The 14498-nt window shown below is 57.2% G+C and carries 15 protein-coding genes; 11 read left to right on the forward strand and 4 right to left on the reverse strand.

Annotated features, from left to right (window positions below; all coding sequences use genetic code 11):
• The first annotated feature begins 114 nt into the window (after positions 1-114).
• Both KP707_RS12535 and KP707_RS12540 read left to right on the forward strand, forming a co-directional pair.
• A complete protein-coding gene (locus KP707_RS12535; protein WP_211503246.1) occupies positions 115-924 on the forward strand; it encodes an alpha/beta fold hydrolase in 810 nt (269 codons plus the stop codon).
• Positions 925-929: 5 nt separating this feature from the next.
• The gene (locus tag KP707_RS12540; RefSeq protein ID WP_211503245.1) at positions 930-1775 is read left to right on the forward strand and encodes a sugar phosphate isomerase/epimerase; all 846 of its coding nucleotides are present in this window, start codon (positions 930-932) and stop codon (positions 1773-1775) included.
• A gap of 2 nt (positions 1776-1777) precedes the next feature.
• Here KP707_RS12540 and KP707_RS12545 read toward each other — a convergent pair whose 3' ends face one another.
• Positions 1778-1993: a hypothetical protein gene (locus tag KP707_RS12545; protein ID WP_211503360.1), complete on the reverse strand. Its 216-nt coding sequence runs from the start codon at positions 1991-1993 to the stop codon at positions 1778-1780.
• Between the two features lie 103 nt (positions 1994-2096).
• On the opposite strand from KP707_RS12545, the gene KP707_RS12550 reads away from it, so the two are divergent.
• The 4 genes from KP707_RS12550 (at position 2097) to KP707_RS12565 (ending at position 7778) form a co-directional block, all read left to right on the forward strand.
• On the forward strand, positions 2097-3170 hold the full coding sequence (locus KP707_RS12550; RefSeq protein WP_211503244.1) for a quinone-dependent dihydroorotate dehydrogenase: 1074 nt from the start codon (positions 2097-2099) through the stop codon (positions 3168-3170).
• 185 nt (positions 3171-3355) lie between these two features.
• Positions 3356-5734 (forward strand): DUF3772 domain-containing protein, encoded by a 2379-nt coding sequence (locus KP707_RS12555; protein WP_211503243.1) that lies wholly within the window; start codon positions 3356-3358, stop codon positions 5732-5734.
• 86 nt (positions 5735-5820) lie between these two features.
• The gene (locus tag KP707_RS12560) at positions 5821-6303 is read left to right on the forward strand and encodes a hypothetical protein (protein ID WP_211503242.1); all 483 of its coding nucleotides are present in this window, start codon (positions 5821-5823) and stop codon (positions 6301-6303) included.
• A gap of 17 nt (positions 6304-6320) precedes the next feature.
• Positions 6321-7778: a glycosyltransferase family 2 protein gene (locus KP707_RS12565; RefSeq protein ID WP_211503241.1), complete on the forward strand. Its 1458-nt coding sequence runs from the start codon at positions 6321-6323 to the stop codon at positions 7776-7778.
• A 9-nt stretch (positions 7779-7787) separates the two neighbouring features.
• On the opposite strand, the gene KP707_RS12570 is transcribed toward KP707_RS12565, so the two are convergent.
• The 3 genes from KP707_RS12570 to KP707_RS12580 are packed head-to-tail and all read right to left on the reverse strand — an operon-like array spanning position 7788 to position 10616.
• The gene (locus tag KP707_RS12570) at positions 7788-8804 is read right to left on the reverse strand and encodes a zinc-binding alcohol dehydrogenase family protein (protein WP_211503240.1); all 1017 of its coding nucleotides are present in this window, start codon (positions 8802-8804) and stop codon (positions 7788-7790) included.
• Between the two features lie 19 nt (positions 8805-8823).
• Positions 8824-10008 (reverse strand): 5-demethoxyubiquinol-8 5-hydroxylase UbiM, encoded by a 1185-nt coding sequence (gene ubiM / locus KP707_RS12575; RefSeq protein WP_211503239.1) that lies wholly within the window; start codon positions 10006-10008, stop codon positions 8824-8826.
• Positions 10009-10013: 5 nt separating this feature from the next.
• A complete protein-coding gene (locus KP707_RS12580; RefSeq protein ID WP_099213114.1) occupies positions 10014-10616 on the reverse strand; it encodes a nitroreductase in 603 nt (200 codons plus the stop codon).
• Between the two features lie 175 nt (positions 10617-10791).
• Here KP707_RS12580 and hisB point away from each other — a divergent pair, with 175 nt between their 5' ends.
• Genes hisB through hisF form a run of 5 tightly spaced genes read left to right on the forward strand, consistent with a single transcriptional unit; the run spans position 10792 to position 14498 of the window.
• Positions 10792-11388: an imidazoleglycerol-phosphate dehydratase HisB gene (gene hisB, locus KP707_RS12585; protein WP_046901095.1), complete on the forward strand. Its 597-nt coding sequence runs from the start codon at positions 10792-10794 to the stop codon at positions 11386-11388.
• Entirely contained in the window at positions 11385-11777 is a 393-nt protein-coding gene (locus tag KP707_RS12590) for a hypothetical protein (RefSeq protein WP_064275114.1), read from the forward strand. Before hisB ends, KP707_RS12590 begins: the two co-directional genes overlap by 4 nt.
• Positions 11762-12400: an imidazole glycerol phosphate synthase subunit HisH gene (gene hisH / locus KP707_RS12595; protein WP_211496722.1), complete on the forward strand. Its 639-nt coding sequence runs from the start codon at positions 11762-11764 to the stop codon at positions 12398-12400. Before KP707_RS12590 ends, hisH begins: the two co-directional genes overlap by 16 nt.
• Complete coding sequence (hisA, locus tag KP707_RS12600) at positions 12397-13743, forward strand: 1-(5-phosphoribosyl)-5-[(5-phosphoribosylamino)methylideneamino]imidazole-4-carboxamide isomerase (protein WP_211496723.1); 1347 nt, start codon at positions 12397-12399, stop codon at positions 13741-13743. The genes hisH and hisA overlap by 4 nt, the downstream gene beginning before the upstream one ends.
• A complete protein-coding gene (gene hisF / locus KP707_RS12605) occupies positions 13737-14498 on the forward strand; it encodes an imidazole glycerol phosphate synthase subunit HisF (protein WP_211503238.1) in 762 nt (253 codons plus the stop codon). Before hisA ends, hisF begins: the two co-directional genes overlap by 7 nt.

Raw genomic sequence — 14498 nt, forward strand, 5'->3', positions numbered from 1 at the left:
ACCGATGCACTCTCTCAAGCGCAAACGCTCCTTTGCCACGAAACCGTTAACGCCCCTGAAACGCTATCGCCTTGCATCCCTTCCATACTCTGCACAGCGACGCAGGAGGTTCTCATGCCCCATATCACCGCGAGCGACGGAACACGCATTCATTACGAAGAACAGGGGCATGGACGCCCCCTCGTCCTGATCCATGGATGGACGTTTTCCGGGCGGTTTTTCCACCGCAACGTCGAAGCCCTGTCCGAGCATGTACGTGTCATCACCATGGATCTGCGCGGACACGGACGCTCAGACAAACCCAAACACGGTTACCGCATCGCAAGATTAGCCGCAGACCTGCGAGACCTGATTGGTGCATTGAACCTCAAGGATGCGACCGTTCTGGGCTGGTCCATCGGGTGCCCCGTGATCTGGTCCTACCTGGAACTGTTCGGACAGGATCGGCTCAGAAGCGCCATTTTCGTTCAACAGACGCCGAAACAGTATTATTCTCCGGACTGGAAGCTGGGTCACGCAACCTGCTACGATCAGGCCGGCCTGGCTTACCTTCAGCAGCAGGTTTTTCTGGATGCTGAAAACTTTGACCGCGGCAATCTGGCAGACTGCCTGAGCCAGGACATTCCAGAAGACGAGAAAGCTTTCCTGCTTCGGGAAATGGCCGCCAGCCCGGACTATGCCCGCGCCGCCATGATGGCCGATCACACCACACAGGACTGGCGGGACGTTTTGCCGCACCTCAACCTGCGATCCCTTATGATGGTCGCGGAGAAGGACAAAATCCTGCCCGCAGGGGGGCCAGCCTGGGTGGCCGATCATATGCCGAACTGTGAAGCCGTTTTCTTCAAGGATAGCGCGCACATGGTTTTCATCGACGAAACCGAAAAATTCAATCGGACCGTTATCGAGTTCCTGAAAGGCTGATTCCGATGTCCCTGCCCTTTCTGTTCGGCATGAACGAATTTACTACCCAGCCCTGGTCCTTCGAAGAAGATGTCGCACGCTACAAAGCAGCAGGCGTCCAGGCCATCGAGATCTGCGAAGCGAAGCTGGACCCTGCACGTATCCATGAACAGATGACTCTTGCTGCCAACAGCGGCATGACCATCAGCGCCATTCAGCCTTCTGTCCGTACCTTCTTCGACAGCAAGATGGCCCCCGAACCAGCAGATCCGGCCCGGCGCGCAGCACGCCTCAGGAAAAGCCTTGAGACTCTTGCGCCCTATGCGCCGGGCACCGTTTTCGTCACCAATACAGGTGCTCCACCCAATGGGAACATGCATCGCGTCATGGATGAGACTGCACGTTATCTGCGAGATTTGTGCCCGCTGGCGGCTGATCTTGGCGTTTCCCTATCGCTGGAGCCGCTAAATCCCACATCCGTCAATGTTGAGAGCGCAATCTGGACGATAGAGCAGGCCCTGGACATTATTGATGGTGTTGGCCACCCAGCAATGGGCCTTTGTCTGGATTACTGGAACATCTGGCAGCAAGACGACGTCTGTGGTGCCATTCGAAAAGCTGGCAAGAAAATTAACGTTCTTCAGGTGAGCGACTGGCGGACGCCATATTCTGCCACGGATCGGCTCATTCCCGGCGATGGCATCATCCCCCTGCACGACATGCTTCACGCCACCTGGGAGGCGGGCTTTCGTGGAGCCTGCACCGTAGAAATTTTCTCGTCAGATGTTCCGGACAGTCTCTATGACGGAGACCTCGAAGCTCTTATCAGTCAATCACGCAAGGGGCTGGAGAATGCCTGGAACAAGGCCTGACATCAGCCAGTCGGACCAATTTCCAGCCGATGCCGGGTCATACCGGCATCCGTGATCACAAAACGATCGTCTTCGCGCAGGCGAACGAACCCCATGCGCTCCAGGCGCTCAAGGCAGGGCTGATCGCGCAGACCTGTCGGCCGCCCTGCATCGCCGCAAAGCAGAAGTCGGTGCAGGGTCGAGCGGCAACATGTTTCTAGATAGGGTTCTTCCCACATTGTTTCGCGTCTATCGCGTCCCCATGCTCCCGCCAACCCCTCTCCCCTCACGTTCTGCCCCACCACGTGCACGTTGCTCAGGTTTGCGCTAAGGGAAAGACTCATGATTGATCTTGGAAAACTGGCCACGCCCCTCCTGCATCGCTTCGATCCGGAGACGGCGCACGAGCTTGCCATAAACTCCATGGCCCTTGGGCTGGGAGGGTCTGCTCCGAAAGACGTACCAGCACTTGCCACCCGCGCTTTCGGACTCCGCTTTCCGAACCCAATTGGTCTGGCTGCGGGTTTCGACAAAAATGCGCGCGCCGTTCGCCCCTTGGCCAAACTCGGATTCGGCCATGTGGAAGCGGGCACCGTGACACCACGACCGCAGCCAGGGAATCCCCAACCGCGCCTGTTCCGCCTGCCGGAAGACGGCGCGATCATCAATCGCATGGGGTTCAATGGCTGCGGAATTGACCGGTTCTGCCGCAACCTCGCACGTTTGCATCGCCCAATGCCTAATGGCCGCACACGCGGTGCGACAGTGCCTCTGGGCGCGAACATCGGCATTAACAAGATCGGCGCAGAGCCTCTGCGGGATTATCCGGAACTCGTCTCCCGTGTCAGTCCCTATGTGGACTACGTGACGATGAACCTGTCCTCACCCAACACGCCCGGCCTGCGGGATCTTCAGTCCGCCCAGATGCTGACGGACCTACTGAGCGCCATCAACACGCGCAACCCGGATCGTCTGCCTCTGCTGGTCAAGCTGGCCCCGGACATGGACGACAGCTCCTACGAGCCCATTCTTGAGGCTGCCATTGCGGGCGGAGCACAAGGACTAATCCTGACCAACACGACAATTGCCCGCCCAGCAAGTTTAACGAGCCCCTTGGCAGCCGAGACCGGTGGGTTGTCTGGTAGACCTCTGGCATCCCGGTCGCGTGAAGTTCTCAAGGTTGTCTCAAACCTGAACAAGGGCCGCATCGCGCTCATTTCCTGCGGTGGTATCGAAACAGGAGAAGACGTGCTCGACCGTATCCGCATGGGGGCGGACATGGTCCAGATCTACACATCTTTCGTGCTCCAGGGGCCCGCTCTTCTCAGCCGCCTTAAGACGGAACTTCTGGATGCCATGCGTCGGGAGGGGTTCGAAACCATTGCAGACGCACACGGGACCGCTCTTTCCGTCTGAAGCCTGCGTCTCGTTTCAAAATTAGAGCCATCAATACCAGCGCCTTTGCCCGATCCGGCAGAGGCGCTTTCTTTTGCTCGCCAGCCGAAAAAGACACCGATCGTCGCCTTTCCAAGGCTTTCCTGAACCTTGTGGCTCTTCGGATCGTTAAAACCCAACATCAAAACCAGGAGTGAAAGCCCCACATGCAAGAGCCCCACCTCACAGGGCCGGAAACCCGCCGGCGAACCCGCTTTACGTGCAGAAGCGCTTTCCTTGCCCTGACGCTCTTGTGTGGCGTACCGATCACAGGCCATGCCGCCCCCGCTGCGGCCCCGCAGGCAGCAGCACCAGCAACAACCCAGAAAGCCGTTGTGGACAAGAACGGCGGTCTGGGCTGGACGGCCGTATCGGATACGATCAACCGCCAGCTTGAAGACAGTTCAGCAACGCTGAAACAGATCCTCAATGTTCTTAACCGGACAGATGCCAATCTTGGCAGTACCGAGTTGGACAATCTTTCTGCGCGTGCTCAGCGTGTTCAGCAGAATACGCAGGACGCACTGACGCAGATCCAGAACTACGACGACATCACGGACTCCTATCTTCAAATTCTTGGGCCCAAAGCCGCAGAAAACGAAGACCCGTCCGTCACGGAACAGCGCGCGCGACTGCAGCAGAACTCTCAGGGTGTGAAGTCCGCCCTGATGCGGTCCAAGCTTTACAATCTTCAGGCCAAGCAGCTCAATTCCGCCATCGCCACGCGTCGCACACGTCTGCAAAACGCCGCACTATCTGAACGGACAGTCTCTCCGCTGGCGCCCAAATTCTGGCATGCCCTCCTGACAGAACGCCCGGAAAATAAGTCTTCGCTCCATGAAGACGGCGTACTGTCAGCATGGATGATGCTCCTGATCGGCACGGCGGGAACATTGTTCCTGATCGGGATTGCGTCTCCTGTTATTCTGCGCCTGTTAAAGCGTGCGGGGGCGAAATTCCGCTCATCCGCAGAAACCGGTGTGAAGGATGCACTGGCAAGCAGCATCATCGCCATCACGCTTAATGGTATTCTGTGTGCCCTTCTGGGAGGAATTACCTGGCTGATCTGGAGCGCCGCCGTACTCGACGCAGATGGCGGCCCCATCGCCGCTGTTCTGGGCGAGAGCCTTCCAATCTGTGGCTTTATCATCGGGGCCGGACTTCCGGTTTTTGGACGAAAAGGTGTTCTGGAGGGTAACCCCAACGAACGCCGTGCCCTCCGTGGTGTGGACTGGATGCTGGCACTCAGCATTCTTGTCCTGAACCTTCTTCGCTCTTTCCGCGCTCAGGATGTCTTCGGCCCCACGCTTCAGACCGTCCTGGAAATGGCGTTCTCTCTGGCGATTGGCATCTGTGCAATCGACACCTTCCGCCGGTTGGGCAAGCAGGACGATACACGCCAGTTCGCACCCACCGCGCTGGGACTGTCTTCCCTGATTTTTGGCATCTCGCTCATCGCTGTGCTGCTGGGATATGTCTCCTTTGCATTCTCCCTGAACGGCTGGCTCCTGTCATTGGGAACGGGTCTGGCCGTCGTTGTGCTTCTGGGTCTGTGCTGGCGTAGCATTCTGGATCATCTTTTTGATCCAGAGGGCCGCTTTAGTGCACGTCTGCACCCGCTCGGCCTGTCTTCGCGTCGCCTCACGCAGATCGGTGTTCTGCTTTCCGGCATCGGGAACATCCTGCTGCTGCTGCTGCTCTTCTCGATCGCCCAGACCGACGGAAGCTTCAGCATGGGCGATATTGGCAGCCGCCTGCGCCTGCTGTTCGTCGGCAATACCATCCATGGCGTAAAGATCTCGCTGGATACGGTCGTTCTCTGCGTCGTTCTGGTAAGCGTCGCTTACTACATCATTCGCCAGACAAAACACTGGATCAGAGATCGTTTCCTCCCCACCACGCAGCTTGATATCGGTGCCCGGACATCCATTCTAAGCATTTTCACATACTGCTCGTGGATTCTGGTTGGCCTTGGCATTCTGTCCATTGCTGGACTGTCTGTTCAGAACCTCACCTGGGTGGTGAGTGCGCTGTCGGTAGGTATCGGTTTCGGCCTTCAGTCCATTGTACAGAACTTCGTCTCCGGCATGATCCTGATGGCAGAACGACCAGTCCGGGTCGGGGATATGGTGGAAATTGCGGGCGCCAAGGGTGACGTTAAGCGCATCAGCATCCGGGCTACGGACATTGGCCTTGGCGACGGTTCAACGCTGATTGTTCCGAACTCGCAGTTCATCACGTCCAGCGTCAAGAACTGTACCCTGTCCGGCTCAACAAGCGCTCTGACACTGAACTTCAAGGTGCCAACCACGACCGATCTGGAAAAAGCCAAATCCCTGCTCATTGAGGTGGCTGCCCAGCGCTCTGAAATTCTGTCCAATCCCGCGCCTGTGGTGCGGATCAGTGCGCTCGCAAGCTTTAGCCTTACCATGAGCCTGACCGTCCGGATCCTGTCCGCCCGGGACGCATCCGCCATACAAGATGCAATCCTGTTCGATGTTTTCCGCCGCTTCAATGCGGAAAACGTGACGCTCACAACTGCCTGATATTTCCGAGCGCCCCGTGGAAAACCTCGCTTTTCCACGGAGCGTCTTTTAAGGTGATGAGTGTCTGAACCGCAGGGACACAGACCATGCCGCCATCACATATTTCCGAACAGAACAGCTCTGGGCAGCTTTTCCATCTGCCCATTCGGGCACGTATGCTCGCCGTCACCGAAGCTGCAGCTTATCTGGGATTGTCACTGCGCCGTTTGAGACTGCTTTCCATGCTCGGAACAGGCCCAGAGCGCGGTCATATGCCGAATGGGAAGCCCGCGTACCGACGGGAAGACCTCGAGAACTATCTTGTTCACCTTTACGGTAAAGCTGATATTTCCAGCACCGAAATGGCGCGCCGCAGAGCAGAATACGCCAACCAGCGTAATTCCAGCCTTGAGCGCTTGCAGACAGATCCAAAGGCTACTCTTCCCCCACCGGACCCCTTCATGATGATGGCCACGAATGGGGAAGTATGCCAGCATATGGTGTTCTTCATCCTGAAGGTCATGGCCATTTTTGGCTTTATCCTTCTGTGCATTTCACCCACACCGCTCCTACGTACCCACTTCAACTGAGTCGAAATTAGCCCCGTATGAAAGTTGCCGTTATTGCCATCGTCCGCGATGAGGTCTCTGATATCCTCTGGTGGCTCGGCTGGTATGTCAGTCTTGGCGTAGATACCATCATCGTCTTTGATGACGGCTCAAAAGACGGTACGGATCGCATTGTTGCCGATGCGGCCTGTGTGCACGACATCCGGCTTTATCGCATCGAGAGTGCTGGCGGATCTCATATAGAACGACAGAAACAGGTCTACCTGGAAGCCCTGGAACACCTCAAAAACGAGTTTGACTGGGTTGGCTTTCTGGATGCTGATGAATATGTATTTTTCCCAAACCACAATACCATCCATCAGTTCCTAAGCGAGATGAACAATGATGTTGGGGCGGTGGGCATCAACTGGTGTAATTACGGTAGCTCAGGCCATGTTACGAAGCCCCTCGCTCCTGCCTTTCATGCCTTTACGCATCATTACAAGCCTGAGAACAATATAAACCGTCACATTAAGTCGTTCGTCCGGCCAGATTACTGGAACGGAAGATGGTTCAATGTCCACTATTTTGATGTTAGCCCGTATCGTTACGTAGACGACTCAGGGCGTGATATCGAGTGGTCTGACACGCCAGGCATCACGAAAAATAGCCCATGCTGGAAGAACTCAAAAATAATGCATTACCAGCTGAGAAGTATGGAGCATTACGTAGAACGTACAAAACGTCGAAAAGACCTTAACCTTAGTTTACGCAACTTTACTGAGGCAGATCATAACGAAATTTATGATCCTACCCCGCATGATAGCACGAACAAGATACGTGAATGGGTACGCCGCGTCATACGACAAGGATATGCGCGTGTTCTTGATGCTCTACCCAGTTCAGACCAACTGACACCTCTTCCGCCGTCGGTACCGACACTGCATGTATTTTCAGTCTGGTCCCATGAAGGAAATTGTATCTGCGTCAGAGACACGAAACTGGAAATAGCGGACAAATCGCCAATAGTCCGGCCACTTCTTGCAATCAGGATCGGCGAAGCTACTTCCAGAGTTTTTCTCACTACTATCGGAGCAGATGGCAACCCGACATCAATCAACCCTGATGGTAATCCACACCTGCTCGATTTTTTATCTTACGATACGGTTTCCACAACCGAGCACCAATCTGTGGCGTTACGCCAGACAGCCAACAATTTTTTCCTGAGCGTAACTTCTGAGAGTCTAGACGGGAGTGTTCCGTCAGACAGTCAAATTTTCAAAGACATCGAGATCTTTCAGCTTCGGCCGTTTGAAAATACAGCTGCATCAGACGATATTCTGAACGGACCGACGCTGAGCTTCGCACGCGCCGCATTGTCTCAGCCTGTCTCTCTCGCAACCATCAGCGCTCTGGCCAAGAAAGATTTGAGCCTGACCGTTTCCGTCCTCCCCCTCCTGATGGACTTTCTAGAGGATGCAGAGCGCGAGATGCTGGAAGCCGAACTTCCAGCCTGACAGCAAATTTTAGTCCGGGAAACCTGACAGCACGACTTTCCCAATTCCTTTGCCACTCTCTAGAATTTCATGCGCAAGGCGTAGATTTTCCAGCGTGATAGGGCTCAGGGTCTGATGCAGAGTTGTCCGGAGCAGACCAGCATCCACCAGCGATGCAATCTGCCCGAGAATACGCCCTTGCACAGCCATGTCCGGCGTATTGAACGCTGGGCGCGCAAACATGTATTCCCAATGGACGGACAGTGATTTTCGCTTGAAAGGCATAATGTCAAATTCGCCCGGATCATCGATCATCGCCAGCGCACCCTGCGGGGCCAACGCGCGAACAATCGCATCCTTGTGCTGCCCGGTTGCCGTCAAACCAGCCACATATTGCACATGCGGCAGGCCGATCCGGGCAAGTTCCTGATCAAGCGGCCGACGGTGATCGATGACATGATGTGCACCCATGGATTTGCACCATTCCACGGTCTCAGGCCGGGATGCAGTTGCAATGACCTTCAGGCCAGTCAGGCGACGCGCGATCTGCGTGAGAATGGACCCGACGCCTCCCGCCCCGCCGACAATCAAAAGCGCATCCGGGCTTTCCATTTGCCCGGCCGTGAGACCCAGACGGTCAAATAGCAGCTCCCAGGCCGTTAAAGCAGTCAGAGGCAGAGCCGCAGCTTCAACATCCGTCAGGCTTTGCGGGGCACATGCAACAAGGCGCTCATCAACCGCCTGAAAGCGGGCATTACTGCCCTGCCTCAGATTGCTGCCAGCGTAGAAGACACGGTCGCCCGCACGAAACCCGCGAACCTGACCACCCGTTGCCACAACCCGACCCACGGCATCGTAACCCAGAACGCGCGTCTCTCCTTCTGGAGGAGCGACAGACCGGAGCTTTGTATCAACCGGGTTCACGGAAACAGCCGAAACTTCGACAACAACATCCCGCGGGCCCGGCTCGGGGGTCGGGATGTTCAATTCCACGAGCGCATCTGTTTCTTCGATGCGGGTCGCACGGGTGTGTCCGAAGGCTTTCATCACGGGCTCCGCAGGGTACTCAGGAATTACGATCCATCAGCATGCTTGTCACAGCTGACTTGAAGGGAAGAAGGCGGTTGGCAACGGCCAGACCCAACTTTCTGGCGGCCAGAAATGGCGTCTCGTCACGCGTATAAACTGTCGCGATTGCGTTGGTTGCAGCAAACAGTGGCGCCGTCGCCATACGATGCGTCCGGGCGAACTTTGAGAGCACGATGGGTGCTCCCGCATCTCCTGGGCCATCAGCGATGGCACGCGCGAGCGTTTCCTGTCCTTTAAGACCCAGATTGAAGCCATGCGCTGTAATAGGATGCATCCCCACGGCAGCATCCCCAATCAACGCAAAACGCGGCGCATGAAAGCGATGAGCATAGACCGCTTTCAAGGGATAGGAGCACCGCGGACTCTCCAGCTCCATGGGACCCATACGGCCCTGCGTCCGCTCGGTGATCTCGGCGTTGAATGCGTCAGCTTCGAGCGTCTTCAGTCGCGCAATCTCATCGTTTTCCAAGGTTAGAACGAGCGAGGACGAAGCCCCTTCACGCCCGTCAGGAGCGATTGGCAAAAGGGCAATTGTCTGTCCCTCGTCAAACCACTGAAGCGCAGTATGAGCGTGACTTTCTGGATGATGCATCCGACAGACCAGAATGCTCCGGCCAAAATCATGAACGATTGCACCGATGCCCGCATTGTCGCGCAATCGCGAGAAGCGTCCATCTGCTCCGACTAGAAGATCAGCAATCAGTTCCGTACCATCTGTCAGTGTTACAGCGGCGGACTGCGCGTTATGTCGTGCCGTCTCAATCCCTTCCCCGGCACGGATTTCGAGGCCCGGTGTCTGCTCTGCCACACGATACAGAGCCCGGCGAATCAGATGATTGGCAACAAGATATCCCAGTGCATCAGGGCCATCGGCTGGCGCATCAAACAAAAGCGGCGGACTGCCAGCCGTGCCGGTTTCAATACGTGCCGTGTGCATGGGGCAGATGGACGTTGCCGGGATCTCAGCCCAGGCTCCTGCATCTTTCAGCCAGTTCGCGGCATGATGCGTCAGAGCAATTTCTCGCCCGTCAAAAGGCGGATCAGCCAGCACAGATACTGGCGAGCGCTCAATGACACAGACCCTGCGGCCATCCCGGGCAAGAGAAATGCCACAAGCCAGACCAACCGGGCCGCCACCCGCAACAATCACATCATACCGCATTCTGTTCAGCCTGCGTCTGCATCGAATGTAATGGGCTCGCCTTTCCAGACTGCCATATAATTTTCGATGTCCGGGCGCTTACGACCCTCGACCGGCTTTTCCGGCGTTCCGACGAAGAGGAAGCCCGCAAGACGATGCGGATCTTTCAACCCAAGCGATTCGAGAAGCGCACGGTCTTCGCAGAAAGGTCCCGTAACCCAAACCCCGCCAAAGCCTTCGGCATGCAACGCGTTAAGAACATTCATCGCACCGGCAGCCACGGACATTTCCTGCTCGATGACCGGGATCTTGCCGTCAGGGACAATATGCATCCCCAGCGCGATAATCATGGGCATGTTGGAGAAGCGATCCCGTCGCTTTTCCTTCTTGGCAGATGGGGCGTCAGGCTCCTGCCGTTCCATGGCTTCCAGCACCACCTGGGCAAAGGCCTCCCGATGCTTTCCTTTGATGACCGTGTAGCGCCACGGTCGCATCCGGCCATGATCCGGCGCTCGCAAACCTGCAGACAGGATATTGCGAAGCTGCTCGCCCTTGGGGGTCGGCTCAACGAGGTTATCGGTCGAGGCGCGGGAGAGAAGGAAGTCGAGGGAGGAGTGATGATGTGCCATGGTTCAGATATGGCGCGATCAGCCTCATCCGCCAAGGGGGCGACAGAGTCTCGCCCAAACTCTTGAAGACAGGTGACAGTCTTCCCGTTCTGCGGCACTCTAGGACCCTTCTTTTTCATCCTTTATCTCAGGGACAGCGTGGAAATAACCCTCCCGCTGGTGTAGCAGAACCACCATGACCGAACCCCGTCACGCCCGTCTGCACCGCGCGACAAGCGAAACCGATATCACCCTTGCCCTGTCTCTTGATGGGCAGGGACGCTCAACCGTGGACAGTGGCATCGGCTTTTTCGACCATATGCTGACGGCACTCGCCAAACATGGCGGCTTCGATCTGGAATTGCTCGCCAAGGGTGATCTGCACATTGACGGGCACCATACGGTCGAAGATGTTGGCATCGTGTTTGGGCAGGCTTTCCGTCAGGCGATCGGGGACAAGCGCGGCATCGAGCGCTTCGGTCATGCACTGGTGCCGCTGGACGAAGCCCTGTGCGAAGCCGTGGTGGATATTTCCGGCCGCCCCTATCTGGCGTGGAACGTGGTTTTCCCACGCGAGAAGATCGGCACGATGGATACCGAACTTTTTGAAGAATTCTTCCGTGCTTTTGCAATGTCGGCGCACATCGCGCTGCACCTGACCTGCAAGGCAGGAACAAACGCCCACCATATTGCAGAAAGCGGCTTCAAAGCGGTGGCCCGGGCCCTACGCGTTGCCGTCTCGATGGACCCCCGTGCGGCGGGCGCCATTCCCTCTACCAAAGGCGTCCTGTGAAGCTTTTCACGCCCTGTACGGACCCCGCCTCATCGCGGCCGCTGGGTTTGCCTGTCATGGTGCAGAACGGCTTTTCCTGGCGCGTCATGTTTTTTGGATGGCTGGGCCTTCTCACTTATGGCGCCTGGATCTCCGGACTTCTTGCCGCAGCCGTGTCCATCCTGCTGCATGTCTTTATTGCTTCACGGTGGGACATTGCGATCATCGTCGGCATTCATGCGGTCCTTGCCACGTTCACGGCAGAAATCCGTCTGTGGGAAATGCGCCTTAATGGCCGCCAGATGGGCCTGCCAATCCCTGCTCCCAGCAAGGACATTGCGCTGATCCGCTGGGCGGACCGTCACACATCACCTGTTAGCCCCCCGGAGTTCCCATGCGCGTCGTCGTAATTGACTATAATGGTGGCAATCTTGCATCGGCCGCTCAGGCCGCCAAAAAGGCTGCAGCATTGCGGGGACTTGACGCAGACGTCACCATTACGCGCGATGCGGAAGCCATCCTGAATGCCGATCGCCTGATCCTGCCAGGTCAGGGTGCGTTTGCAGATTGTGCCGCAGGCCTCGGGCCGGATCTTCGCAATACTCTTGAGACTGCAACGGCTAAAGGCACGCCTTTCCTTGGCATCTGTGTGGGCATGCAGCTCATGAGCGAATATGGCCTGGAGCATGGCCGTACCGAGGGACTGGGCTGGATTTCAGGCAATATCCGTCGCATGGATGAAGCCGCCAATGCAGGTCTGCGCCTGCCCCACATGGGCTGGAACACGCTTGATTTCAAACCGGGCGCACATTTGCTAACGCAGGGCCTGGAGCCCGGAATGCACGGCTATTTTGTTCATTCCTATGCCTTGCATGACGGGCATGAGGACGAGCTGGTGGCGACCGCACAGTACGGAAATTCGGTCCCCGCCATTGTTGCGCGCGGCAACCGGTGCGGAACACAGTTTCACGTTGAAAAAAGCCAGACTGTTGGCCTGACCATCATGGGCAACTTTCTGAGGTGGACGTCATGACCGTTGTTTGCGAACGGGTCGTTTCATCCCTCTCGCCCGATGACATGGAAGCGCTCTGCGAAGCAGTAACGGCGGGCATTCTGGATGGCGGCGGTTTCGGCTGGCTTCAGCCGCCCGGAAATCAGGCTCTGGAGCGTTATTTTGAAGGCCTGCTTCTGGTGCAGGAGCGCAGCCTGTATGTGCTGCGCGAAGACGGCATCATTTGCGGTGCGGGACAGCTTGTGCGTCCGCCTTCAAGCTATGAAGCCCATGCCGCCACAGTCAATCTGACAGGTTTCTTTGTCGCACCCTACGCCCGAGGGCGAGGGCTGGGGCGCGCTTTGATTCAGGCCATGATCCAGGGCGCAAAAGCCATGGGTAGCAAAGTTATCAACTGCGACGTGCGTGAAACGCATGCTGCTGCCATCGGGCTGTTCCGGTCGCTCGGTTTTGAGCACTGGGGCACCCATCCCTATTATGCACGGATCGGAGGCCAGACGGTGCGCGGACTTTTCTTCTCCAAACTACTCGCCGGTGAACATGAAGCGGCCCGCTGGCAATCCAGCATTGCTGCACCGGATGCCGGCGGCGCGCCTGTTTCCTCCGAGACCACCAAAAGCCATCAGGGCCTGATGCTCTACCCCGCCATCGACCTGAAAGACGGCGCCTGCGTCCGGCTTCGCCGTGGCGAGATGGAAGATGCCACTCACTATTCCGACGACCCTGCGGCACAGGCCAAGCTGTTTGAAGAAGCAGGCTGCCGCCATCTGCACGTCGTTGACCTCAATGGTGCTTTCGCTGGCAAATCGACAAATGTGCCAGCTATTGAATCCATCGTGAAAGCTACTGGCCTGCCGGTGCAGCTTGGTGGCGGCATCCGCGATATGGCCGCCATTGAGCGCTGGCTGGAAGCAGGCGTTTCTCGCATCATCCTCGGTTCCGTGGCGGTAAAAGACCCGGAACTGGTTCGACAGGCTGCACGCGCCTTCCCGGGCCAGATTGTTGCTGGGATCGACGCCCGCCAAGGCCGCGTTGCAACAGAAGGCTGGGCAGAAGTTTCGGAACTTGAAGCCAACGATCTGGCACTCCGTATGGAAGATGCAGGCGTTGCCGCCATCATCTTCACCGAAATCACCCGCGATGGGATGCTGGCCGGGCTTGATCTCGAACAGACGGCGGACATGGCACGCCGCCTCTCCATTCCTGTCATTGCGAGCGGTGGCGTCGGCACCCTCGACCATCTTCGGGACCTGCGCACTATTGCCCGCGATGTACCGGGCATTTCCGGCGCCATCGTCGGCCGGGCGCTGTATGATGGGCGTATCTCTCTCAAGGACGCCCTGGACGTACTCGGTTCATGCTGAAACTCCGCGTCATTCCCTGCCTTGACGTCAAGGACGGCCGCGTCGTCAAAGGTGTGAATTTCGTCTCCCTGCGTGATGCAGGTGACCCGGTAGAGCAAGCCAAGCTTTACGATGCTGCCGGTGCTGATGAGCTGACTTTTTTGGACATCACGGCCAGCGTCGAAAACCGCGATACCATTCTGGATGTCGTCCGCCGCACGGCTGAAGCCATCTGCCTTCCCCTGACGGTCGGCGGTGGTGTTCGTACCTGTGAGGATATGCGGCGCCTGCTTCTGGCTGGCGCTGACAAATGCGCCGTGAATTCGGCGGCGATCACACGCCCGGAACTGATCCGCGAAGCCTCTCAACGCTTTGGCAGCCAGTGCGTGGTCGTGGCGATTGATGCGCGATCGAATGGACGCGGTGGCTGGGAAGTCTATGCCAAGGGCGGCCGCGAACCTACTGGGCTGGACGCGGTGGAATGGGCCAAAAAGATGCAGGATCTGGGCGCAGGAGAAATCCTGCTCACCAGCATGGACCGTGATGGCACGAAGTCCGGTTTCGATCTGGATCTGCTCAGAGCGGTCTGTGGTACAGTGACCATCCCTGTTGTTGCATCCGGCGGCGTTGGCGAATTGCATCACTTTGTTGAAGGCGCGCAGGTTGGCGCGAGTGGTCTTTTAGCCGCCAGCGTCTTCCATTTCGGACAGTTCCACGTTGGGGACGTCAAACAGGCACTGAATGAGGCCGGCCTTCCGGTCAGACTTGGAGAATAA

It is taken from the genome of Gluconobacter sp. P5E10, from assembly GCF_018812145.1.
GTDB lineage: Bacteria > Pseudomonadota > Alphaproteobacteria > Acetobacterales > Acetobacteraceae > Gluconobacter > Gluconobacter cerinus.

Excerpts from the sequence above, each read along its gene's own strand:
- KP707_RS12535 (WP_211503246.1), top strand. The coding sequence starts at position 115 with ATGCCCCATATCACCGCGAGCGACGGAACACGCATTCATTACGAAGAA.
- KP707_RS12540 (WP_211503245.1), top strand. The coding sequence starts at position 930 with ATGTCCCTGCCCTTTCTGTTCGGCATGAACGAATTTACTACCCAGCCC.
- KP707_RS12545 (WP_211503360.1), bottom strand. The coding sequence starts at position 1,993 with ATGTGGGAAGAACCCTATCTAGAAACATGTTGCCGCTCGACCCTGCAC.
- KP707_RS12550 (WP_211503244.1), top strand. The coding sequence starts at position 2,097 with ATGATTGATCTTGGAAAACTGGCCACGCCCCTCCTGCATCGCTTCGAT.
- KP707_RS12555 (WP_211503243.1), top strand. The coding sequence starts at position 3,356 with ATGCAAGAGCCCCACCTCACAGGGCCGGAAACCCGCCGGCGAACCCGC.
- KP707_RS12560 (WP_211503242.1), top strand. The coding sequence starts at position 5,821 with ATGCCGCCATCACATATTTCCGAACAGAACAGCTCTGGGCAGCTTTTC.
- KP707_RS12565 (WP_211503241.1), top strand. The coding sequence starts at position 6,321 with ATGAAAGTTGCCGTTATTGCCATCGTCCGCGATGAGGTCTCTGATATC.
- KP707_RS12570 (WP_211503240.1), bottom strand. The coding sequence starts at position 8,804 with ATGAAAGCCTTCGGACACACCCGTGCGACCCGCATCGAAGAAACAGAT.
- ubiM (WP_211503239.1), bottom strand. The coding sequence starts at position 10,008 with ATGCGGTATGATGTGATTGTTGCGGGTGGCGGCCCGGTTGGTCTGGCT.
- KP707_RS12580 (WP_099213114.1), bottom strand. The coding sequence starts at position 10,616 with ATGGCACATCATCACTCCTCCCTCGACTTCCTTCTCTCCCGCGCCTCG.
- hisB (WP_046901095.1), top strand. The coding sequence starts at position 10,792 with ATGACCGAACCCCGTCACGCCCGTCTGCACCGCGCGACAAGCGAAACC.
- hisH (WP_211496722.1), top strand. The coding sequence starts at position 11,762 with ATGCGCGTCGTCGTAATTGACTATAATGGTGGCAATCTTGCATCGGCC.
- hisA (WP_211496723.1), top strand. The coding sequence starts at position 12,397 with ATGACCGTTGTTTGCGAACGGGTCGTTTCATCCCTCTCGCCCGATGAC.
- hisF (WP_211503238.1), top strand. The coding sequence starts at position 13,737 with ATGCTGAAACTCCGCGTCATTCCCTGCCTTGACGTCAAGGACGGCCGC.